Origin of the sequence: Paraburkholderia sp. JHI869, from assembly GCF_038900775.1 — a bacterium.
GTDB lineage: Bacteria > Pseudomonadota > Gammaproteobacteria > Burkholderiales > Burkholderiaceae > Paraburkholderia.
The window spans coordinates 131,087-152,431 of record NZ_JAYMSC010000016.1 but is presented as its reverse complement, the minus strand read 5'-3'; the positions used below and the strand labels follow the sequence as shown (position 1 = coordinate 152,431).

Here is a 21,345-nt window from a genome sequence, read left to right as displayed (position 1 = left end):
CGCGACGCTCGGTGTGGCTGACTAATCCTGATCGCTGGCGGAATCATGGTGCCTGACGCCGCTCCCATTGCCGAGAGCCAGACATCGCTCGACCGGACGTTCGATATCGTGCTGCGGCCGATTTCGCATGCGGAGCTGGGCGAAGTACGCATCGACAAGGATCTGTTCGCAGTGGGGCGCACACAGCCGCCTTTTGCCGCGGCGCGGCCCGAGGTCGTCGTCGATGTCTCGCGCCGTCACGCGCGCATTTTCCGCGAAGGCGCCTCGGCCTACGTGGCGGACCTCGGCAGCAAGAACGGCACCGCGGTCAACGGTGTCGAAGTCACCCAGAAGCCTCACGTCCTCAACGATGGCGACGAACTCAGCTTTGCCGGTGCGCTCGCGTTTCGAGTGAGCTTTGCACCGCGTGCGGCGCGCGCGGCCGTGCGTGCGACGGTGGTGACGCTCACGCCGGAGCGCACCGATCTCGGTTTGCAGCAGATCGTCGTTACGAGTTTTCCCTTCCTGGTCAGCAAGGCCGACGAGACGTTCGCGCAGTATCACGACGCGTATCCGCACCAGGTGAATTATTTGTCGCGGCGTCATGCGCATATCTATGCCGAAGACGACGCGATGTATGTCGAAGACCTCGGCAGCACCAACGGCACGTTCCTCGACGGACAGCGTCTGGACGATCACGCAGTCAAGCTCGAAGACGGCCAGCGGATCGCATTTGGCGGCGAGCACTTCGTTTACCGCGTTGGCCTGGATAGCACGAGTGGAAGCGATGCCACCGTGACCGCGACGCGCGGGCAGCGCGCTGCGGTGCTCGCGGAAGACGCGGACCGCACGACCTTCATTGGCAGCGCGCATTCGTTTCTCGACATTTTCTGCACGCCCCCCGCGCCTGCGCAGGACGACGAGATCAATCCTGATGCGCCTCAACAAGCGCCAGAACCCCTCCAGGACGCGCGACGCCGGCGCGGCAGGCTTGAGCGCTTCCTTAGCGAGTTGAGCGAAGCGCTGGGCGGCAGCGGCAAGATCAACATGGGCGCGTTCGCGCGGTGGGGCGGCGGCGGGATTGCCGTGATCGTCGCGCTCGTTGCGCTCACGTATTTCCAGGGCGCGCCCCAGCGCGACATGCAGGCGCTGCTCACGAGCGGGCAGTTCGAAAGCGCGGCGCGCGTGGCCGATCAATATCTCACGCGTCACCCGAACGACACCACGTGGCGCGCGATGGGGACAGAAGCGCTCATCAAGGCGAACGTACCCGACTGGGTGGCCGCGATCAACGCGGGCGCGTTCGATCGCGCCCGCGGCATCGTCGAAGACATGCGCACGCTCGCTCGCCACAATCCGGACGCCGCGCCGCTCGTGGAAAACATCGACTGGATCGGCGCGCTGCAATCGTTCGTGCAGGGACGGGGCGGTCCGCAAGCGCCGATTCGCATCTATCACGACGAAGCGCCGATCCACACATTGACGAGCCGCTGGAACGACGACCCCGGCGAGCATCAGCGCGCATTCGACCGGATCTCGGCGTACGTGCCGGCGTTTGCCACTGTCTATGCGGATTCGCTCAGCCACTTGCGCAAGCTGCAGAGCGACGACTCCGTGTATGTGGCTGCGCTCGACCGCATCCAGCAGGCCATCGATACCGCGCTGGCGAGCGACCGCTTCGACGCGCTCACGGCGATGCTGAGCGACTATGCGCAACGCTATCCGCGCCTCGCCGGGCTCGATGCCGTGCGCGCCGACGTCGAGCAGTATCAGCAGATCGACAGCGAGGCGCATGCGGGCCATGTGCAGGCCGTACACGACCGCCTGGCCGCCGCTCATTTCACCACGCCGCCGTTCGCAGCCCATGCGGGCGCGCTCGAAAAGCTTGCGCTAGCGGGAGGGCACGGCGATGCCGCCCCGGCTCATTGAGCGCTTGCGCAAGGCGTTCGGCACGTATGGGCTGCGTGCAGCGCCCGAACCGCCGCGGCCCCTTGGCGAAGCGCTGGGCGACCACAGCGAGGAAGGCGTGGCGATCCTCACCGCGCGCCCGTGGCGGCTCATCGAAGCGACGATCATCACGATGGTCGCGCTCGTGGTGTGCGCGCTCTTGTGGTCGTTCGTCGGCCGCGCCGATGTGATCGTGAGCGCGCAGGGGGCGTTGGCTCCCGAGTCCGAAGTGCGCCGCATCTACGCGCCGGTGGATGGAGAACTCGTGGATATCTATATCGCCGAAGGTCAGCCCGTGGAGAAGGACGACGTGATTGGCCGCATCAACGCGCGCGGCGCGATTCAGGCGGCAACCAACGCGCTCGACGCGCGCCTGAAGCTCGACGACGCCGAGCGCGACTGGAAGGAGTTCCCCGAGAAGAAGGCGCTCATGGAGCGCAAGGCCGAGGCGCTCAAGGCGCAGATGGACGTGGAATCGCATATGCATGAAACGCGCGTCTCGGAAGGCACCAGCAAGCTCCAGCAGGCCGAGAACGCCCAGCTCGACGAAGCGCGCGGCAATATCGACAACGCGCGCCACGTGCGCGATCTCGCGAAGGCGGATCAGGACAAGTACGAGCGCCTGATCGCGCTGCCCGGCGGCGGCGGGGTGTCGCAAAGTCAGGTCGACGAAAAGCGCAGCGCGTTTTTGCAGGCAGACAATAATTACCGGATCGCCCAGGCGCGTCTCACCGAATTGCAGGCGCAAACGAGCCACGAGTTCGCGCAGGCGAAGGCACAGCTCGAAGGCAGCGCGGAGCAGCTCACGTCGCTGCGCATCGAATACGACGCGACCGAGCGCGAAATCGCCAATACCGAGGACAAGCTCCGTCTTCAGGTGCAAACCGCGCGCCTTGCCGCCGATGCCGCGGCGCGTATCCGCTTCGAGAACATCGACAAGGACAACTTCCTGCTCGTGCTCGCGCCGGTTTCGGGCGTGATTACGGACGTGACGACGACGCAGCCCGGCGACAAGATCCAGGCGAACACGCCGCTCGGCGGCATTGCGCCGGCCAACGCGCGCCCGGTCGTGAAGGTGGCGATTGCGGAGCAGGACCGCGCGTTCCTGCGCGAGGGCCTGCCCGTCAAGCTCAAATTCAACGCCTTTCCGTATCAGCGCTATGGCGTGGTGGACGGCACGCTGGAATATATTTCGCCGACCACGAAGCCGCAGGCGCAGACGAAGGAGCCGGTATACGAAGGGCGCGTGCGTCTCGTGCGCGATCATTTTTCGATTGGTGGCGCATCGTATCCATTGCGCTACGGCATGACGGCAACCGCCGAAATCGTGGTGCGCGAACGGCGCCTGATCGATTTCGCGCTGGACCCGTTCCGGCAGGTCGCTGGCTGAGGAAATCAACCAGTTCAGAATTCGGGAATCAGAAATCAGGGGAACGAAATGACGACAATCGTACGGATCGACGATGAAGCGATCGGCACGGAAGATTTCATCCGCACGCTGAAACTCACGGGGCAGTTCGAGAGCCTGGTCGAACAGCAGGTGCGCGACCGGCTCACGGTCATCGCCGCGAAGAAAATGGGCGTGAAGGTGGAGCCCGACGAAATCCAGCAGCGCGCCGACCAGTTTCGACGCGTGCGGGGTCTACACCGCGCGGCGGACATGAACCGGTATCTCGACGTGTTCGGCATCAGTCTCGACGAATTCGAGCGCTTCATTACCGACACGCTCTATCAGGAGAAGACGTTCAATCTGATCTGCAACGAAGAGGCGGTGGAGAGCTATTTCAAGCTCAATTCGCCGAAATTCGACAGCATCGAAGTGAGCCACATCGTGGTGGACTCGGAAGGCAAGGCGCGCGAGGTCATGTCGATTCTCGAGGACGAACCGCAGGCGTTCGGCGAAATGGCGCGCGAGCATTCGATCGCGGACACGAGCGAGCGCGGCGGCGTGATCGGCAAGGTGCTGCGCGGCTCGTTGAAAACGGACATCGAGGCGAAGGTGTTCAACGCGCAGGTTGGCGACTTGCTCGGCCCGTTTCCGGCGCCGGACGGTTCGTTCTTCGAGATCTTCTGCGTGACGGCGAAGCACCCGGCGTCACTCGAGGCGGACGTGTCTTCCGAGGTGCGGCGGCTGTTGCGCGAAGAGTGGCTCGCGGAGCGCGCGCAAGAACACATCATCGACGCGCACTGAGCGCGCAGAGCGACGCAGATGGACACCCAGGCGCCCCTACCTGCCAGCGCACCGTCGCTGGCGGATTTCCTCGCATCGGTCGAACCGCTCTCGCTCTTTTCGCGCGAGGAACTCGACCGTCTCGCCGCGCAGGTCGAAACGCATACCTACGCATTCGGCGACACGCTGTGCAAGCGCGGCGAGCCCGCCGCCGGACTCTATGTGATCCGCTCGGGCTCCGTGCGCCTGATTGCCGAGGAGCGCGGCAAGGAAATGAGCCTTGGCGTGCGCAAGGAACGCGAAGTATTCGGCGAGATCGCCATGCTGCGCGACTACTGGCACGAAGTGGCAGTGCGCGCTTCGGCCAAGACCGAGGTGCTGTGCATCCCGCGCGCGGCGCTCGAACCGCTGCTCGCCACGAATCCGGCCGCGCAGTCGTTCGTGACGAGTTATGTGGCGATCAGCTCCGCGGGCGGTTTCGTCACGCGGCTGTTCGACTTGCGCGGCAAGCTTTCGCGCGCCGAGCTGGAAGAGTATGTGTCGAGCGTGGGCGTCAAGCGCGTGAGCGCCGGCAAGGAGATCATCCGTCAAGGCGCGGGCGGCGACATGCGCCTGTATGTCGTGCGTCAGGGCGAGGTCAACATTGCGCGCGAGGAAGACGGCAACGTCTATCAGATCGCGAAGCTCGGCGCGGGCGAGATTTTTGGCGAACGCGCGTGCCTGCTTCGCCAGGATCAGCCCGCGAGCGTCACGGCGCTCACCGACGTACGGCTCCTGGTGATACCCGAAAAGACCGTGCATTTCATGCTGGAGCGCAACCCGAAGCTGCGCGAAGTGCTGGAAGAGCGCGTGCGTTTCAACGAGCGCGAATTGCAGCGGCAGAAGAAGCTTGCCGAGCGCCGCAGCCGGCCGGTTGCGGTGGACAGCGGCGCCGATGCGACGTTCAGCGAACGCGTGGTCAAGCGTTTCGTGCTGGTCGAGCAGGCCGAGGAGATGGATTGCGGCGCGGCGTGCCTCGCGATGATCTGCCGGCACTACGGCATTCCCATGACGCTCGGCAAGCTGCGCGACCTTGCAAACGTGACGACGCAGGGCGCGACGCTGGAGAGTCTCGCGCGCACCGGCGAGGCGCTCGGTTTCACCACGCGCGGCGTGCAGTGCACGTACGAGGCGCTGCAAGGCTTCGAGCTGCCCTTTATCGCGCACTGGGAGGGCTACCACTATATCGTCGTGTACGGCGTGTCGAAGCAGTGGGTGAGGGTGGCCGACCCGGCGCTCGGCTTTCGCAAGCTGAGCGTCGAAGCGTTCGAGCGCGGGTGGAACGGCACATGCCTGTTGTTCACCGCGGGCGAGACCACGGGTGCGCAGGCGGCGACGCGCTCGCCGTGGGTGCGCTTCATCGGTTACTTGCTGCCGTACCGGAAAATACTCGCGCACCTGTTTCTCGCGACCTTCGTGATCCAGATGCTCGGCGTGGTGCCGCCGCTCATCATCCAGAATATTCTCGATAGCGTGATCGTTCACCAGAACGTGAGCCTGCTGCATCTCCTGATCGTCGGGCTCATCATTTCGCACGTGTTTACGCAGCTCATGGCGACGATACGCGCGCACCTGTCGAATTTCATGGTGCGCAGCCTCGACTTCGCGATGATGTCGCAGTTCTTCAAGCACACCATGTCGTTGCCGTTCTCGTTCTTCGCGCGCCGCAAAACGGGCGATATCTTCGCGCGCTTTCAGGAGAATCAGACCATACGCGCGTTTCTGACTGAATCGACGGTGACCACCGCGCTGAACCTGCTGATGATCTTCATCTACTTCACGATCATGTTTCTCTACAACGTGAAGCTGACGCTGCTGCTCATCGCGTTCGTCATTCCCATCATGGCGCTCACCGCCATTGCGACGCCACGTATCAAGCGCTATGCACGCGAAGTTTTTTCAGTATCGACGGACGCGCGCTCCATGTTGATGGAGACGCTGGGCGGCGTCGAAACCGTGAAGGGGATGGGCATAGAAAGAGCGGTGCGCCTGAAGTGGGAGCGCAAGTACGCGAAGTCGCTTGAAGTCCAGTATCGCGCGCAGGCATTCAACATTCTGGTGGGTCTCGGCAGCCAGTTGCTCAACGCCGCGACCACGATCGTGATTCTCTGGGCGGGTGCCACGCTCGTGCTCAATCAGGAGCTGAGCATCGGGCAGCTCATTGCGTTCAATGCGTTCATGGGCAGCGTGCTCGCGCCGCTCATGGGCCTCGTCGGCCTATGGAGTCTCATGAACGACGCGGCAGTCGCGATGGAGCGGCTAGGCGACGTGCTCGACATCGAGCCCGAGCAGAAGCCCGCCGACCTGGGTTCGCGCGTGCTGCTTCCCGACCTGCAGGGCGATATCGAATTCGACGGCGTGTATTTCCGCTATGGCGGCAATGAAACGCCTTACGTGCTGGAAAATATCAGCTTTACGGTGGCGCGCGGCCAGATGGTGGCGATCGTCGGGCGCAGCGGCTCCGGCAAGACGACGCTCGCCAAACTGCTGGTGGGCTTCTATGCCCCGACCGAAGGCAAGATCAACGTGGATGGCTACGACATGAGCGCGATCGACCACGCGTACTTTCGCGCTCAGGTGGGCTACGTGATGCAGTCGAACCTCGTGTTCTCCGGCACGATCGCCGAGAACATCGCGTGCGGCGATGCCACCCCGGACTGGCGGCGCATGGAGGAAGTGGCGCGCATGGCCGACGCGCATGCGTTCATCAGCAAGATGCCGCTCGGCTACGAGCAGGTGGTGGGCGAGCGCGGCATGGGCCTTTCGGGCGGGCAGGTACAGCGCCTTTGCATTGCGCGCGCGCTTTATCACGATCCGCGCCTGCTCGTGTTCGACGAAGCGACTTCGTCGCTCGACACGCAGTCGGAAAGCAACATCCTCTCGAACATGCACGACATACTCGAGGGCCGCACGGCGCTCATCATCGCGCACCGCCTGAGCACCATCATGCGGGCAGACAAGATCCTCGTGCTTTACGAAGGCGCGATCGTGGAGCAGGGGCGGCACGAAGAACTCGTCGAGCGAAAAGGCATGTATTACCAGCTCGTTCAAAAGCAGCTGGGGGCATCATGAAACTCTTCGACCCGCATGGATTCGGCAGCTCCGTTGTGTCTTACGCGGGGCTGCTCGAGAAGATAGAGATTTTGCGCTCCACATTGCGCTGGGCGCCGCGGCTCGAGCGCACCGACATCGAGAAGCTTTTGAACCAGTCGAACGCGCTGCGCGACGAAGTCATGCAGCTCTCGCGCAAGGAGCGCTTCGTCGAAGCAGCGGCCGAGGCGCCCGAAGCGCTCGATGCCCTGGAAAGACCCGATGCCCAGGCGCCTTCCGCGCACCGGCGGCGCGAAGCGCTCATCGAGCGCAGCTTCATATTCGAAGGCATATTCGGCGACAACCCGAAGCTGCTGGCAGCGCTGGAGATCGCGGAGAAGGCGGCGCCAACCGACCTGCCCGTGCTGATCGACGGCGAAAGCGGCACGGGCAAGGAGTTGATGGCGAAGGTGATTCACGCCAACGGTGCGCGCGCTGACCGGCCGTACATCTCGGTCAACTGCGGGGCGATTCCCGAGAACCTGCTCGAATCGGAATTGTTCGGGCATCGCCGTGGGGCGTTTACGGGCGCGTCGAGCGATCGCAAGGGGAAGTTCGAAAGCGCGCATACGGGGACGATCTTTCTGGATGAGATCGGCGAGTTGCCGCTGCAGGGGCAGGTGAAACTGCTGCGTGTGCTCGAATCGCACGAGATTCAGCGGGTGGGCTCCGATGAACCCATTGGGGTCGACACGCGCATCGTTGCCGCGACCAATCGGAACTTGCGCGAACTCGCTGCGCAAGGGCTGTTTCGTGAGGACCTTTTTTATCGGCTGAGTGTGATTCATGTCACGCTGCCTGCGCTGCGCGAGCGCAATGACGAGATTCCGCTGCTCATTGCCTATTTTGGCGACGAGGCTGCCGGGCAGCTCAAGCGGCGGCCTGTGAAGCTTACGCCGAAGCTGCGCGATTTCCTGCTGACCTATGCTTATCCGGGGAATATTCGCGAGTTGCGCAATCTCGTGTACCGGCTGTCGTGCCTTGCTGGCGATACGGCCGATATCGAGCATTTGCCCGATGATATTCGGCCTAAGCCTGCGGCTGTGGCTTTACGCGTGATTGAGGCGGAAGCGGCTGGTGCGCCTCTTTCGCTTAGCGACACCAAGCGTGCCGCGAGCGATGAGGCCGAGCGGGCGTTTCTCGAGCGCGGGTTGCAGGAGACTGGGGGCACGGTGGCTGAGCTCGCGCGGCGCTGCGATATGAACCGGTCGCATTTGCAGATGCTGCTCAAGAAGCACGGCATTCATTCGAAGGATTTTCGGCATGCCGATAAGGTGAATCATGAGAAGGAATCCTGAGTGAACGCTCAGGTGCGTTGTTTTTTTTGTGCTGCTTGCTGCTTTGGCCTTTCCTTGTGTTCGCGTCGGTGTGCCAGGGTTGCCCCTGTGCGGGGCGGCACCTACTTTTCTTTGCAGCGGCAAAGAAAAGTAGGCAAAAGAAAGCCGCTCAAACCGCGAGCGCCAGCCACCGTTCACCTCGCGCCATACCAGGTTAATGGCTCCGGAGCGTCTGTCACCACTCGCCCCCAGGCGGAGTGACAAGGCGCTCATACCTCCGGCGGCGCTGCGCGCGCCGAAGGGCATAACCGAGACCCGAATGCCCTGGCAAACAGACTGGTTTCCCGTGTAGACCCGACCGCAGCGCGCGTAGCGAGCAGCGGGATGAATGACGGCTTTGTCACTAAGGAGAATGGTGCGAGGCGACAGACGCTCCGGAGCCATTAACCTGGTATGGCGCGAGGTGAACGGTGGCAGGCATTGGCGGTGTGAGCGGCTTTCTTTGCCTACTTTCTTTGCCGCCGCAAAGAAAGTAGGTGCCGCCCCGCACAGGGGCAACGCATGCACACCGACGCGAAATCAAGGAAAGGCCAAAGCGACGGATGGCGACAAAAAACCAGCCCACACGCTCAGCGCCCCACAGCAGGATTAACCAGCGTCCGATCCGACGCCCCCGGATCATCCACCCTCACAACCACCGCCGTGATGTTATCGCGCCCGCCCGCCTGCAAGGCCATCTCCACGAGCGCATCAGTCGCATGCTGGCAGTCGCCGCCCTCGAGCGCACGCACCATCTCGGGTGCCTGCACTTCATTGCTCAGGCCGTCGCTGCATAGCAAAAAGAGGTCTCCGTCGCGCACGACGATGCGGCCTTCGTCGAGATCAAGCCAGTCTGCCGCACCGACGGCCCGTGTTATCAAATGCTGCGAGGGATGGTGGCGTGCCGCTTCGGCGCTCAGGTGCCCCTGCGCCTGAAGCTCCGCCACGTAGCTATGGTCAGTCGTGAGCGGTTCGAGCTGCGCATCGCGATACAGATAGATGCGGCTGTCGCCCGCCCATAGCCAGCCAAACTCGCGTCCCTTCGCCATCAGCACGGCAACCGTGCTGCCGATCATGCGGACCCCGCGCCGCGTCGCTTCTTCGCGCAACTGGTGATTCACTGTCTGCAGCGTGCCGCGCGCGGTAGCCGAAAAGCTGGTGAGCGCGTTGGGCACCGCAAGCGCTCCAAGCGAGCGCACGATCATCCCGCTGGCGAAATCGCCCGCCGTGTGGCCGCCCATGCCGTCGGCGACGGCCCACAGTCCCCGCTGGGGCAGATCGAGACATGCATCTTCGTTGAGCGCCCGCACACGGCCTACGTCCGTGCGCGATGCCGAGCTCCATAACCATGCGCCTGCCACGATCGAGCCTCCATAGGCTACGCGACGAGTCCGTTATTCTTGCCGTTCTGGCCCACGCCTACCGTCACGTTCGAATTGGGCGCGGAATTCGTCACGTCGAGCGACTGATACTGATTGACGACCTGATTCGCGTAGAACGTGTTGTTGGTCTGATAGAGATTGATGATGGTTCCGAGCGGAGAAGGCTGCGCAGGCTCGTAGGGCTGTATCCAGCCGAATACCCACGGCGCGCCTGCCCCCCGGATGAACGACATGGCCTTGCGGTCGAGATCGCATTGCAGGTGAAGGTCGGTAATGGCGAGCGAGGTCATGACACATCTCCGTCAAGATGATGGCCGCGGGCGCGCGGCGTTCCGGCCATATCTTGCAAGCAGCATGCCATTTTTTGGCGAAACGCGGCGCTAGCGCGCCATATCCCCGCGAGGCTTGCAGCATATGACGCCGCGCTCGCGCCGCGCACTTTGTGCATGCCCGTGCCTCATGGGTCCGCAGTGCCAGGGTCGTGCGCGCGCCAACACATGGATCGACAGTCGTTATCAGGACTCCGACACATGTCAAATCCGCTGCTCTAGCCGATCTGCCGGCTAACTGATGGTTCGACGCCGACACAAAGGAAGTGTTCGAGTTGGCTCGCCGCCGACACACGGGCGCCATTAGCATGCACGTTCTCCCGCTGAGCCTTGTACAACCGTGATCGGCCGCCTGGCATGTCTGATGCAGGGTAGTTGGCAACCGGCAAACCGTTGAACAGCACGGGGAGCCGAACCAGCCAGACGGAAGCAGCCATGAGCCCCGATCTTCAACCGACCTCGCACGCAGACGAACCGCCGCTCGGCGCGCATCTCGTGTCGCGTCGCGCGGGCTACAGCCATCACGGTATCTATGTCGGTGGTGGGCGCGTTGTCCACTACGCCGGGTTGTGCGTATCGCTGCATCGCGGCCCGATCGAAGAGGTCACGCTCGAGCGTTTCGCCGCCGGCTACGAAGTCGCCATCGTCGCGCATCCGTGTGCGGCCTTCTCGGGCCGCGAAGCCGTCGCGCGTGCGCGCTCGCGTCTGGGCGAAGACCGTTACCGCCTGCTCAGCAACAACTGCGAACACCTCTGCACGTGGTGCGTGGACGGCAAGGGCCGCAGCGAACAGGTCCGCACCTGCATTGCCCATCCGCTTGCTGGCTTGCGCGTGGTGCGCGCACTGGTTCACGCGCGCCGCGTGCACGCCGGCCACGACTCGCGTGCAGCGCAGGCGGTGTAAGCGCCATTTCCCGTCGACGCCGATCGCGCACGCCTCGCCACTTGCTTCGGAGACCATCATGAATTCCGCCGAAAACTCGCTGCGCACCCTCGTCGACAAGTGGCTCGCGCCCAGCGCGCGTGTGCCCGCCCGTGTGGTGCGCTTTAGCCGCACGCAGGAGCAACGGCTGCGTTATGTCTGCGTCGAGGCGGTGCATCCCGCACGCACGATTGCAATCTTCTTCTTTCGTCACGACGACGGCACGTGGTGCGTATTTCCGCCTGCCAGCGCGCGCCCGGCCATGACCGCGCGCGCTGCATAAATTCAGCGGTCGAATTCAACGTAGCAGCGTGGGGCGGGGCCGCGCCGTGGGGATGGCTGCCGGCCCTCGCTGCGCGGGCGAGCCTTCGATCTCCACCCGTACGCCGATGAACGGGCGCGGCACGAGCAGCGTGCGCTGCGAGGCGGCGCGCGCGCCGCCTGCGATCGCGGCCATTGCCTGCCTGTCCAGTTCAACGCTTTCCGGTAGGTCCTTGATGACGATAATGCTCATGGTCTGCTCCACGAGAGCCTGGCTTGACGGGGTTCGTTTGAGTATAGGCGGTGGCGCGGGCGGTGGCGCGCGGCGCACGTAAACAAACAGGCGGCGCCTCGCGGCGCCGTCTGCATTTTCCCTTCGCGGCGGGGCTAAAACGTCACGCCGGTGTTCGCGTATTGCGAGGGATTGACCTTGAGATTCAGCGGCCCGAAGCCGGCGCCGATATAACCGATGTTGTTGAGCGCGGCGACGTTGACAACCTGAATCTGTGAGATGTTCTGCACGATGCTCGGCGCGACGGTGATGTTGGCAATCGGGCCATAGCCACCGAGCAAGTTGTTGCCGCCGCCGCGTACGGCTGTCATGGCGCGGCGGTCGAGTGCCGTACCCGGAGCCAGCTCGCGGATAACGAGGGAAGTCATGATGAGCCTCCAGTTGCTGATAAAGGGTGCGGGGGCAGGCGGGCGCGGCACGCGAATAAACGCAGGGTGCGCCGCGCCGCCGCCGGCACGATCAGAAGTTGATCGTGTTGTGGGCCGTCTGCACCGGGTTGATCGTCGCGTGGATGTTCTGCGCGAGTGCGACGTCGTTGCCCACGTTGGCCTCGATGGTGTTCGTCTGGCCGATCAGCTGCTGGGCGCTAAAGCTCGTCGAGTCGTACTTGAAGGTCGGGGCCGGATAGTAGCCGGGCCAGAGGCTCAGTCCGCCACCGCCGCGCACGGCGCTCATTTCGTTGCGGTCGAGTTCTTGCGCGACGCTCAGGTCGGCGATCATCAGCTTGCTCATGACAGTTCTCCAGAAGGGCAGTACAGGGTAGTTGGCGATTGAGCTGCAGTATCTTGCGGGCTCGCTCCTCTTAATGCACAGGGTGTGCCAGGAGCTTCTCGCCCGCGTCATGAATCGCTGAGCGCCTTGTCTGGCGGGACTTTGCGGCAAGCCGCCGTGCGCGCGAGGGGCAGGCCGGGTCGCTTGCACGCGAAAACGCTGATGGTGCGCGCCCAACAGCGCATGACAAAGCCGTTGGGTTCGCTGCAACACGCGCGAGCCAGAGGCCTGGTTCAGGCACCGATTGCACTGCGCGTTGCCGCAGACTACTCTTTCATCGGACCTTGTTGCATGGTGGCAAGTGCGCGCGCCGGCTGAGATCACGGTACGCGCAGATTCGGCGGCGACTCTGTATGCTTTAAGGATGACGAGACCACGTTGCAGCGGACTCGACGGGGATCGCGGCATGCAGCCACTGCGGCGCTAGCGTGTGACGCGATCATGCGCTGCGGTCGTGCGCCGGGAACATGTCACGCAAAGCGCCTCGGCCATCCTGAAGCTGAGTTGAAGGCATACGAATGATGAGCCTTGCGCAGCTGATCCAGACATTCCAGAGCGGGGCGCTCTCACGCGAGGCGTTCTTCGCCGAGATCGACCACGTGCTCGCGGTCGACGCGGCCAATTGCGCCCGCCTGCGCGAAGCGGTGGACGCGACGCAGACTGTCCATCCGCTGCCCGATGCCGTGTATGCCGAGCTCCTGCGCCGCATCGAACATCGCCAGGACAGCACGGCGGCCGTGGACGACTCCACGCGCATCCACGAAGCCCTTGCTGCTGCGCGTACCGCCACCACGGGCGACGACGCGGAGCACGTGAAGGGCATCGGCGACACGCTCAACGGGCGCTTCGTGCTCGAAGAGTGCCTGGGCGTGGGCGGCATGGGCACCGTCTACAAGGCGCTCGACTTGCGCAAGCTGGAAGCTTCGGACCGCAAACCCTATATCGCGATCAAGGTGCTGAACGTGCAGTTCCGCGGCCAGCCCACTTCGCTGATCGCACTGCAGCGCGAGGCCCGCAAGGCGCAGACGCTCGCGCACCGCAATATCGTCACGGTGTACGACTTCGACCGCGACGGGCCGCTCGTTTATCTCACGATGGAATATCTCTCCGGCAAGCCGCTCAGCAAGCTGCTGCGCGCGCCGGGTTTCGCGGGCATGCCATTCGAGAAGGCGCGGCCCATCATTGCCGGCATGGGGCAGGCGCTGGCCTATGCGCACGAGCGCGGCTTCGTGCATTGCGATTTCAAGCCCGCCAACGTGTTCCTCACCGATGGCGGCGACGTGAAAGTGATCGACTTCGGCATTGCGCGCGTGTTCCAGCGGCCCGAAGAAGATCCCGACGTCACCGTGTTCGATCCCGCGACGCTCGGCGGCATCACGCCCGCCTATGCGAGCCCGGAGATGTTCGAGCATCGGGAGCCGGACCCGCGCGACGATGTCTACGCGCTCGCCTGTGTGAGCTACGAACTGTTGACGGGCAAGCATCCCTTCAACCGGAAATCGGCCACGCAGGCACGCAGCGAGAGGATGCGCGCCGAGCGGCCGCTGGGACTCGATCGTGCCCAATGGCGCACCTTGAGCGCGGCGCTTTCTTTCGACCGCGCCTCGCGCACCGCGAGCGTCAGTCAGTTTCTCGAGGGCATGGGCGTGCTCACGCATGCATCGGCATTCCCTGGCGCGCGAGTGGGCGCCGTTGGCGTGGGGGCCATCGTCGTCGCTGCGGGGTTGTGGGCGGGATATCGCGTGCTTTCGGGGCATGGGCAAACGGGTGCAAAGCCGTCCATGACCGCTGTCGCCACCATCGCTCCCGCTAGCGCGACGAAGGCGGCTGTGGAGGCGCCGGCTTCGCCTGTGCTTCCTGCAAGCCCCGCAGTTGTCGTCGCTAACGTGCCGGCCGCGAGCGCGGTTGCAGCGGCGCCTGCATCGAGCGCCCCGGCGGCGGATGCTGCGTCGGTCGCGGCGTTGAACGCGACGCTGGCGCGTATTCCGTGCTCGGCACTCGCGGCGTCGCTCCTCGAGCAGGTGGTCCAGGTGCGCGGCTTTGCCAATGCCGGCGAGAACATGGCGCACGTACACGACGCGCTCGCGCAAACGCCCGGAGGGCAGGCCGCGAAACTCGATCTGACTGCGGTGGAAAATCACAACTGCGAAGTCGTGAGCGCATTCGCGCCGTATTGGCGCGCCAATCATCTGGCGGGGGGCGGCGCAACGATCCATACCCAGCCGCTCGACGCGCACCTCACGCAGGGCATGCCGCTCATCGTCGATATCACCACGCCGCATTACGACTCATACGTCAATGTGGATTATTTCTCGCTCGACGGCAGCGTAGTGCATCTGGTTCCCAGCAATGTCGAGCGCGACAACCAGGCGCCGCCCGGCTTCGCGGCGACGGTCGGCGGCTCGGGATACTGGCTCGTGGACAAGCCGTTCGGCACCGAGATGATCGTCCTGCTGATTACGCCCGCACCGTTGTTCGATGGTTTGCGTCCGGCGTCCGAGTCTCGCTCCGCGTACCTGGCGGCAGTTGCGCAACAGTTGAAGAAAATGGAAGCGCGTTATGGCGCCGGGCATATCGTTGCCGACTTCGTGCAGATCACGACGCATGCCCGCAGCGATTGATTCCTGGGTCCGTCATTCTCCTTCAATCGATCTGGATAATTAGAGTAGGTATCCGAATTAATATCGCGTACGCGAAATCCTTCAACTCGCCGTATGCATTACCGAATGGGCGAGCCGAAGAAGGTCGTCGAATTGCGTGACCAGCTCGAAACAAAGCAGAAAACCGAGCGCTACAGCCGGACCGGGATAGCGCATGATGTAGCGCATGGCGGGTTTGACAGTGCGCCGCCTCACGGCTCTGCGCGTCATGATCCACGTAATCACAATGCCGATCAGGGCGCCGACGAGCAGGTCCGTCGGGTAGTGATAACCCAGATACGCGCGGGGAAAGCAGACAAATGCCACAACAGACAAATACGCAAGCACGCCTATGCCGCGCCACACAATAAAGATCCCGGTCGCCACCGCCATCCACAGCATGGCGTGATCGCTTGGGAAGGAACTCCAGTGCATCAGCCCGGCGAGTTCCACGGGCGACGAGGCGAAATGCAGATGAAGATCCGGTGTGAATAGCGGCCGTTCCCTGAACGGCAGACAGCGCGCGAGGAGTCGTCCCACCGCTAGTGCAATCAGACCGCTCGCCAACGTGGCGAGCACGATCTCGCGGCGCCAGCCGCGCCGCTCGTGCGGCTGAACCCAGATCCACCACAACAGCGGGATCAGCAGATAACCCTTGAACGTGTAGAGATCGGCGATCACGCCAATTGCGTGATTGACCTGGGGCGGAAGCTGGAGTTGGGTGAGGGCTCCCAGAATGACGGTATCGAAGCTGTTCATTATTGTGGCCATCCCGCTGATGAATTCGTGAGAAGGGCAGTCTGGAGCAGAATCCTCAACCGCCTCCGTGCCACGTACGCAAGGCGTTTTTCGTCGTATTTAATTGAGCCGGCGCGTACGGTAAAAGCAGTCTGCAGCGGTGAGCTGCTGCGATGCAATCCAGAACCTGCGCATATGGCGTGCCTTCGATCGCACTGCGGTGCGTCAAGGACTCATTGGCTCCCGCATGCGCAGGCCTTTCATCGAAAATTGCGTCCTCACGTCAACGCACTTCCAGGCTCTAGTATGTACCCGAGAGCGGGCATGTGCGCACTAGTTATTGGCGTCTCGTCACGTTGCGCAACGCCCTCAATTGCCCGGTTTTGTCTGATGTCCGCTTCGGTCTTGCCAGGCTTGCACACGCAGTCGCGCAAGAAGAGCTGGCAGCGTCCGGCAGCCAGGCGGTACGGCAGAATTTGTCTTGTGATTGATTCGATCTCCTGCCTATGTGTTGCGAAGGCAGCCAACAGGCCGGTGCGCCCAGCGCGCGCGCGAAAATATTCCTCAAGGGCCTCCGGAGAAATCTCGCATGTGACCAATTTGCCGTCGACGACCGCGTGATACCGGATCGTGCCGCTTGAGTAGTAAAAGGCATCTTCATCTGGAAATTGTATGAGCACGATGGCTGACCTCTGTGACCTGCGAGCCTGCGTTTGAGCAACCGCTGTTCCTCACTCGTCCGACTACGGCGAAGCATTGAAACGAAATCAATTCTCAAATCGTTCTCAGGAACAGCCTCGGGGCGTTAATTGCCTTGATCTGCCGACGCGCTGCCGTTGTGTGCAGGCGATAGCGGCATGTAGCGAAGGTGTTGCGCCACCGACATGGGCACTTTGGGCGAGAACATGCCGACGATGGTGAGCGCATAGACGATCGCCGCGACGCTAGCCACGATGCGCAGCGGCTTGGCGATTGCCGAATTGCCGACGCCGATGTTGAGGTAGAACCAGATGCCCAGCAAGGCGAGCAAAAGCAGGCGCGGCATGGGCTTCCAGCCGTCGCGCCCGACTTCGGATATCGACCATACGAGTGCCGCTACGAGCGTAAGGAAGACGCTCCAGACGCCTGCCGAGCGGCTTCGTACCATGAGGGTGCCTGAGCCGATCAGTGCGAGGCCGGTGACGACGTAGTAGGGAGTAGAACCCATTGCGACGAGCCAGCCGCCAAGCACAGCGAAGGCAGCGCCCACCAATACCAGGACTTCTCCTGTATCCGCAGGAGAGGTCTCGTGTCTGTTCGACATAGAAGAGCCCCCGCTCATACAAATGTCCGACATCGCGTTGCGCGACGCCTGAAGCCGTCTGGGTTTCTGGCGGTCATCTGGCTATCGGCGTTCACGTCAACGCGCGTTGCTTGTTATGCAAACGTTGTACCCTCTCGGGCGCCAACAGATTCTGCAAGGGGTTCTGTAAAGACGAGGGCGTTATTAATTTGATACATAGCGCCGTGATTTCTGTGGACGTAACCGCATTCACGGTCTTATATCGCTCTGCGGTGCTTCTGGGCAATAAACGAGTGGTTCGGAAAATGAAGGTGAGATAGATTTGGATTCCAAATCAACGATATTGTCCTATCAAACGCCTTTACAAATGGATGTTCTGAAGAAAGATGCGTTGACATATCTACAAGCATAGAGTGTAGAAATGGTGCTCATTGCATCGTAAACCCTGACCTTGAATCGAAATCAAAACGGTAATAACGATCTCTATAATGCCGCACTGCCTTGCGCTAGGCCTTCGGAGGTCTGTCGACTCGCAGCCCTGTCGGAGGATCGAGGAACAGCTTGCGTTGAGCGAGGTCTTCATCACGCTGGCTGAAATCGAACATGCCCATGATGCTGCCTGCCTTGCTGTCGAACGACCCGCCGCCAATACGCTCTGAGTCGAGCCAGTTGTCTTCGATGAAGCGAATGACCGACGACTGGTCGATCAACGTATGATCCACAAAATTCTCCTTCGCCCAAGGCGAGATAAGGAGAAACGGAATGCGTGCGCCAGGGCCGCAGCGGCCGTTCACGGGCTTGCCGTTGACACCTTCCTGCGCGGAGCCCGTACCGCATTTACCCTGACCATTGAGGCGGTCGGCAACCGAATCGTATGAGGCGCTTGTTGGTAGCGCGTAAGCGTGGTCGTACCAGCCATCGGAGTCGTCCCACGTCACGATAACGGCGGTGCGGGTCCAGTCAGGCTGGCGCTGCAGGAAATTGACGACCTGCGCGACGAAGGCCTGCTCGTCGAGCGGATCTGAATAGCCTGCGTGACCATCCTGAAAGGCGGGGGCCTTGATGAAACTCACTGAAGGAAAGTTGCCGGCGTTCACTGCGTTAAAGAAATCGTCGGAATCGTACTGATGATTGGCAGGGTCCGGGGTCCGGCCATCTCTTCCCACGGAATGTCCGATCGCTTCCATTGAACTCGGGCGCAAATGCTTCGGGTTCGATGTCGACGCGTAGTACTGGAACCAGTTGTGGTGTGGAACATAGTCCGCCGGCGCCGCGCCGACGACCGCCGATAGCGTGCTGCGCCTGCACGCGGTCGTGCCATTGCTGTTCACCGTCTCCAGGTTGAAGCCGCCCATGAAGCCGCCCCACGTAATGTTGCGCGCGTTGAGTAGATCGCCGATATTCCTGCCGGTCATCATTACCGTATCGCGCTTGCTCGAGCATGTGTCGAAGGCAGGATCGACATCGTCGATCAGCGTGAAGCCGCCCTGCCCATCGTTCACGTAATACGAACCCGGGACCGAAGGCTGCTTCGTCGTCAGCACCGTCCTCACGCCGTTGGTTTGCCCCGAGACCACTTCCAGTGCGCCGGGCGTCGAGGGGCCGTAGGTCGACGTCCAGGCGTTGTCGCTCATCGCGAATCGCTGCGCGTAGTTCCATAGCGCGGTGACCGTGTTGCCGTCGAAATAGCCCATCACGTCGCCGCTATTCGCGGATTCTCCGGCCTCGTTGCTCTTCCCCTGCCCCGTATACTTCGGGAAGAGATCGGCTGCGCCTTTGTCGTACGCTTGCTGTTCAGCTGCGTACGCGTGATCCTGGTCGGCGGTCGCGGCCCGTGTGCGGTCGATACGGAACGGATTCGACGCGCCCGCGCCATTGGCCGGATTCGTGGCATTCGGATTTCTCGAGAGGAGGGCGCCTGAGAGGCCGTTTACCCTGGGCGTGCCGGGCAGTGCGTTGAACGCCGGTTCGCCGGCAGGATTTTCCGCATGCGGATAGGTCGCGAAGTAGTGATCGAACGACACATTCTCGCCGTAGATCACGACCAGATGCTTGATCGGCGTGGCGGTACGAAGATCGTTCGGGCGGTTCGCGTGCGGATCGTCACTCGCACCCCATGCAACAGGGAATGCGAAAACCGCAGCGGCGAGCGAGCCAAGCGCTAGATGACGCCAATGCATGGGGACTCCTGGTCGGTTGCGTTTCCTCGTGGCGCAATGGGAGTTCCTGCCCGGTGTTGCCGTGGCGCCGCGAGCAAAGGCCAGCTCGTGCCGGCCACCGCGGTATTACATTACGCGCACTCCGCAGTCTCCCACCAGCATCACGGCCTGATCGACGGAGAGTATCGTGCCTTTGAGATGCTGCATCACGTCCGAGAGCCGCAAGCCGCTTAGGTCTACAGAACGTAGGTCCGCGCCGTCGAAGCGACTATTTCGTAACTGTGCGTTACGAAGACTGCCGCCTTCGAATACGGCGTCACGAAAGTCGCAGTCGGACAGATCCGCGTCGGAGAAATTCAGCGCCTCAAGGGTTTGTTTGCGAAACGAGAGTCCCTTCAGGTCTGCGCCAACGAGCAGTGAATCGTGAAAGCTGAGCCCGAGCGTGCGGGCGTCGACAAAGCGGGCCCCCGTGAGCTTGACTTCGGTGAACGCCGCGGAGGCGAGTTTCGAGCCGGTCCAATCGGTATTGTTCAGATCGCTTCGGCAGAAACGCGCGTCGCTCGCGTTGGCGTAGCGAAATTTTGCAGCCGCGCACTTGCACGCCAACCAGCGGGTCCTGGCGAGTTCGCAGTGCGCGAGGAGCGTGTGCTCGAAGTTGCACTGCGTGAATCGGGCCGCCCGGAGATCGAGATGGGAAAGATCTTCACCGCTGAAATCGCAATGTTCGAACGTCGGTTCGTCGCCGCATTCTCGAAGCAGGCGGGTTAGCGCTTCGCGCTCGCAGGTCAATCCGCTGAACCGCGCGCCTTCTGTGTTTGACGGCTCTTGTGTGTTGCTGCGCATCTGGACAGACTCCTCATCTGGAGGGGCGCGCAGCGTCCTGTCCACAGCGCGTCCCCTCAACTTGGTGAAAGTAAGGTTGACGCCGCGGCAAAACTAGAACCCAACCGCATCTGGAACCCGGTGGGCGCAGGAGATACCAACCTGCCACTCTATTTTCGGCGGAAAGGATTTTATCGTTTCCGCCATGACGCGCACAAGGTCACCGGCAATCTGGCTGGTCTGCCCACGCGCGGATCTGGTCGATGGTAGCCGTTGCGCCGCCGCATACGACAACCAATATCTTCCTGTAACTGGCCAACATCGGATTCTTCTCGTACACGACAGACAGCGCCGCGCCGCAAGCCGGCTCGACCAGAATGCGGTGATCCGCGAGAAAACGCTCGCACGCCGCGAGTGCGCTGGAGTCCGGCACGACAAGGCTGTGTACAGGGTGTTCGCGTACGCAGCGCAGTGCCTGCTCGCATACCCGCTTGGCGCCGAGTGATGTGGCGACGCTGGCGATGCGCGGCAACTCCACCGTATGACCCGCCTCGATCGCGGCATGGAGGGAAGCGGCGCCCTCGGTTTCGACAGCCAGCACCGGCACATCGTGCCAATGATTGCGCTGCAGGCCTTCCACCACGCCGCAAAGCAGCCCACCACCGCCGACGGAGAGCAAGACGGCATCCGGCTTGAACCCGGCTTTGGCAACCTCGTCGATCATCGACGCATGTCCGTGCCACAGCAGTGGATCGTCGAAGGGATGCAGAAAGGCATCCGTCGGCCCCAGCAGTGTCTGCGCGAACTGGTTCGCCTCTTGCCAGGAACTGCCATGCACCACGACCTCCGCACGTTCCAGGCGGAGCAGTTCTTTGGCGCGCTCCGTCGTCGTTTCCGGCACCACCACGACAACAGGAATGCCCAGGCGCCGACCCGCATAGGCAACGGCAAGACCCGCATTCCCTCCGGAGGAGGAAACGAAACGCTGCGCGCCCCGGCTCTGATGGACGGCGCAAGCATGGCCAATGCCCCGGATCTTGAACGATCCACATGGCTGCAAGGCGTCGAGCTTGAGCCACACGGACTGTTCGCTGAGGTCGCTCAAGGCGCGCGATTCCATCAACGGGGTTTCAAAGTGCAGATTCATTGCGATGGGCTTCCAGGTTTGCGATCGGAACAGCAGTTGCGGAACGTCTGTCGATCCTAAT

Annotated in this window: 18 protein-coding genes; 8 read left to right on the top strand and 10 right to left on the bottom strand. The window is 62.6% G+C overall.

What is annotated here, in order from left to right; all coding sequences use genetic code 11:
• The first annotated feature begins 45 nt into the window (after positions 1–45).
• The 5 genes from VSR72_RS25600 to VSR72_RS25580 are packed head-to-tail and all read left to right on the top strand — an operon-like array spanning position 46 to position 8,523.
• Positions 46–1,908 (top strand): FHA domain-containing protein, encoded by a 1,863-nt coding sequence (locus VSR72_RS25600; protein WP_342955144.1) that lies wholly within the window; start codon positions 46–48, stop codon positions 1,906–1,908.
• Positions 1,889–3,316, top strand: a complete 1,428-nt coding sequence (locus VSR72_RS25595; RefSeq protein WP_342955143.1) for an HlyD family efflux transporter periplasmic adaptor subunit — start codon at positions 1,889–1,891, stop codon at positions 3,314–3,316. The genes VSR72_RS25600 and VSR72_RS25595 overlap by 20 nt, the downstream gene beginning before the upstream one ends.
• Before the next feature lie 48 nt (positions 3,317–3,364).
• The gene (locus VSR72_RS25590; protein WP_342955142.1) at positions 3,365–4,117 is read left to right on the top strand and encodes a peptidylprolyl isomerase; all 753 of its coding nucleotides are present in this window, start codon (positions 3,365–3,367) and stop codon (positions 4,115–4,117) included.
• A gap of 18 nt (positions 4,118–4,135) precedes the next feature.
• Positions 4,136–7,207: a peptidase domain-containing ABC transporter gene (locus VSR72_RS25585; RefSeq protein WP_342955141.1), complete on the top strand. Its 3,072-nt coding sequence runs from the start codon at positions 4,136–4,138 to the stop codon at positions 7,205–7,207.
• Positions 7,204–8,523 (top strand): sigma-54 dependent transcriptional regulator, encoded by a 1,320-nt coding sequence (locus VSR72_RS25580; RefSeq protein WP_342955140.1) that lies wholly within the window; start codon positions 7,204–7,206, stop codon positions 8,521–8,523. The genes VSR72_RS25585 and VSR72_RS25580 overlap by 4 nt, the downstream gene beginning before the upstream one ends.
• Positions 8,524–9,131: 608 nt before the next feature.
• Here VSR72_RS25580 and VSR72_RS25575 read toward each other — a convergent pair.
• The gene (locus tag VSR72_RS25575; protein WP_342955139.1) at positions 9,132–9,902 is read right to left on the bottom strand and encodes a protein phosphatase 2C domain-containing protein; all 771 of its coding nucleotides are present in this window, start codon (positions 9,900–9,902) and stop codon (positions 9,132–9,134) included.
• Between the two features lie 17 nt (positions 9,903–9,919).
• Positions 9,920–10,213 (bottom strand): hypothetical protein, encoded by a 294-nt coding sequence (locus VSR72_RS25570; RefSeq protein ID WP_342955138.1) that lies wholly within the window; start codon positions 10,211–10,213, stop codon positions 9,920–9,922.
• Positions 10,214–10,687: 474 nt separating this feature from the next.
• On the opposite strand from VSR72_RS25570, the gene VSR72_RS25565 reads away from it, so the two are divergent.
• Both VSR72_RS25565 and VSR72_RS25560 read left to right on the top strand, forming a co-directional pair.
• Entirely contained in the window at positions 10,688–11,155 is a 468-nt protein-coding gene (locus VSR72_RS25565) for a lecithin retinol acyltransferase family protein (RefSeq protein WP_342955137.1), read from the top strand.
• A gap of 58 nt (positions 11,156–11,213) precedes the next feature.
• Complete coding sequence (locus VSR72_RS25560) at positions 11,214–11,456, top strand: hypothetical protein (RefSeq protein WP_342955136.1); 243 nt, start codon at positions 11,214–11,216, stop codon at positions 11,454–11,456.
• 15 nt (positions 11,457–11,471) lie between these two features.
• Here the strand turns inward: VSR72_RS25560 and VSR72_RS25555 are convergent, their stop codons facing one another.
• The 3 genes from VSR72_RS25555 to VSR72_RS25545 all read right to left on the bottom strand — a co-directional run bounded on the left by VSR72_RS25555 (position 11,472) and on the right by VSR72_RS25545 (position 12,458).
• Positions 11,472–11,687, bottom strand: coding sequence for a hypothetical protein (locus VSR72_RS25555; protein ID WP_342955135.1), 216 nt, complete (start codon positions 11,685–11,687; stop codon positions 11,472–11,474).
• Positions 11,688–11,821: 134 nt separating this feature from the next.
• A complete protein-coding gene (locus VSR72_RS25550; protein WP_342955134.1) occupies positions 11,822–12,094 on the bottom strand; it encodes a hypothetical protein in 273 nt (90 codons plus the stop codon).
• Positions 12,095–12,185: 91 nt separating this feature from the next.
• The gene (locus tag VSR72_RS25545; protein WP_342955133.1) at positions 12,186–12,458 is read right to left on the bottom strand and encodes a hypothetical protein; all 273 of its coding nucleotides are present in this window, start codon (positions 12,456–12,458) and stop codon (positions 12,186–12,188) included.
• A 557-nt stretch (positions 12,459–13,015) separates the two neighbouring features.
• On the opposite strand from VSR72_RS25545, the gene VSR72_RS25540 reads away from it, so the two are divergent.
• Positions 13,016–15,118: a protein kinase gene (locus tag VSR72_RS25540; protein WP_342955132.1), complete on the top strand. Its 2,103-nt coding sequence runs from the start codon at positions 13,016–13,018 to the stop codon at positions 15,116–15,118.
• Between the two features lie 81 nt (positions 15,119–15,199).
• Here VSR72_RS25540 and VSR72_RS25535 read toward each other — a convergent pair whose 3' ends face one another.
• The 5 genes from VSR72_RS25535 to VSR72_RS25515 form a co-directional block, all read right to left on the bottom strand.
• On the bottom strand, positions 15,200–15,895 hold the full coding sequence (locus VSR72_RS25535) for a phosphatase PAP2 family protein (protein WP_342955131.1): 696 nt from the start codon (positions 15,893–15,895) through the stop codon (positions 15,200–15,202).
• Positions 15,896–16,679: 784 nt separating this feature from the next.
• On the bottom strand, positions 16,680–17,081 hold the full coding sequence (locus tag VSR72_RS25530; protein ID WP_342955130.1) for a hypothetical protein: 402 nt from the start codon (positions 17,079–17,081) through the stop codon (positions 16,680–16,682).
• 581 nt (positions 17,082–17,662) lie between these two features.
• Positions 17,663–19,336, bottom strand: coding sequence for an alkaline phosphatase family protein (locus VSR72_RS25525; protein ID WP_342955129.1), 1,674 nt, complete (start codon positions 19,334–19,336; stop codon positions 17,663–17,665).
• 105 nt (positions 19,337–19,441) lie between these two features.
• Positions 19,442–20,158 carry a pentapeptide repeat-containing protein gene (locus VSR72_RS25520; protein ID WP_342955128.1) on the bottom strand — a complete coding sequence of 239 codons (717 nt, stop codon included), beginning with the start codon at positions 20,156–20,158 and terminating at the stop codon, positions 19,442–19,444.
• A gap of 199 nt (positions 20,159–20,357) precedes the next feature.
• Positions 20,358–21,284, bottom strand: coding sequence for a pyridoxal-phosphate dependent enzyme (locus VSR72_RS25515; protein WP_342955127.1), 927 nt, complete (start codon positions 21,282–21,284; stop codon positions 20,358–20,360).
• Between the last annotated feature and the right edge of the window lie 61 nt (positions 21,285–21,345).

Coding starts and splice junctions, on each gene's coding strand:
- VSR72_RS25535 (WP_342955131.1), bottom strand. CDS start 15,895: ATGAACAGCTTCGATACCGTCATTCTGGGAGCCCTCACCCAACTCCAG.
- VSR72_RS25565 (WP_342955137.1), top strand. CDS start 10,688: ATGAGCCCCGATCTTCAACCGACCTCGCACGCAGACGAACCGCCGCTC.
- VSR72_RS25520 (WP_342955128.1), bottom strand. CDS start 20,158: ATGCGCAGCAACACACAAGAGCCGTCAAACACAGAAGGCGCGCGGTTC.
- VSR72_RS25580 (WP_342955140.1), top strand. CDS start 7,204: ATGAAACTCTTCGACCCGCATGGATTCGGCAGCTCCGTTGTGTCTTAC.
- VSR72_RS25545 (WP_342955133.1), bottom strand. CDS start 12,458: ATGAGCAAGCTGATGATCGCCGACCTGAGCGTCGCGCAAGAACTCGAC.
- VSR72_RS25590 (WP_342955142.1), top strand. CDS start 3,365: ATGACGACAATCGTACGGATCGACGATGAAGCGATCGGCACGGAAGAT.
- VSR72_RS25515 (WP_342955127.1), bottom strand. CDS start 21,284: ATGAATCTGCACTTTGAAACCCCGTTGATGGAATCGCGCGCCTTGAGC.
- VSR72_RS25555 (WP_342955135.1), bottom strand. CDS start 11,687: ATGAGCATTATCGTCATCAAGGACCTACCGGAAAGCGTTGAACTGGAC.
- VSR72_RS25585 (WP_342955141.1), top strand. CDS start 4,136: ATGGACACCCAGGCGCCCCTACCTGCCAGCGCACCGTCGCTGGCGGAT.
- VSR72_RS25560 (WP_342955136.1), top strand. CDS start 11,214: ATGAATTCCGCCGAAAACTCGCTGCGCACCCTCGTCGACAAGTGGCTC.
- VSR72_RS25530 (WP_342955130.1), bottom strand. CDS start 17,081: ATGGGTTCTACTCCCTACTACGTCGTCACCGGCCTCGCACTGATCGGC.
- VSR72_RS25550 (WP_342955134.1), bottom strand. CDS start 12,094: ATGACTTCCCTCGTTATCCGCGAGCTGGCTCCGGGTACGGCACTCGAC.
- VSR72_RS25570 (WP_342955138.1), bottom strand. CDS start 10,213: ATGACCTCGCTCGCCATTACCGACCTTCACCTGCAATGCGATCTCGAC.
- VSR72_RS25525 (WP_342955129.1), bottom strand. CDS start 19,336: ATGCATTGGCGTCATCTAGCGCTTGGCTCGCTCGCCGCTGCGGTTTTC.
- VSR72_RS25600 (WP_342955144.1), top strand. CDS start 46: ATGGTGCCTGACGCCGCTCCCATTGCCGAGAGCCAGACATCGCTCGAC.
- VSR72_RS25595 (WP_342955143.1), top strand. CDS start 1,889: ATGCCGCCCCGGCTCATTGAGCGCTTGCGCAAGGCGTTCGGCACGTAT.
- VSR72_RS25540 (WP_342955132.1), top strand. CDS start 13,016: ATGATGAGCCTTGCGCAGCTGATCCAGACATTCCAGAGCGGGGCGCTC.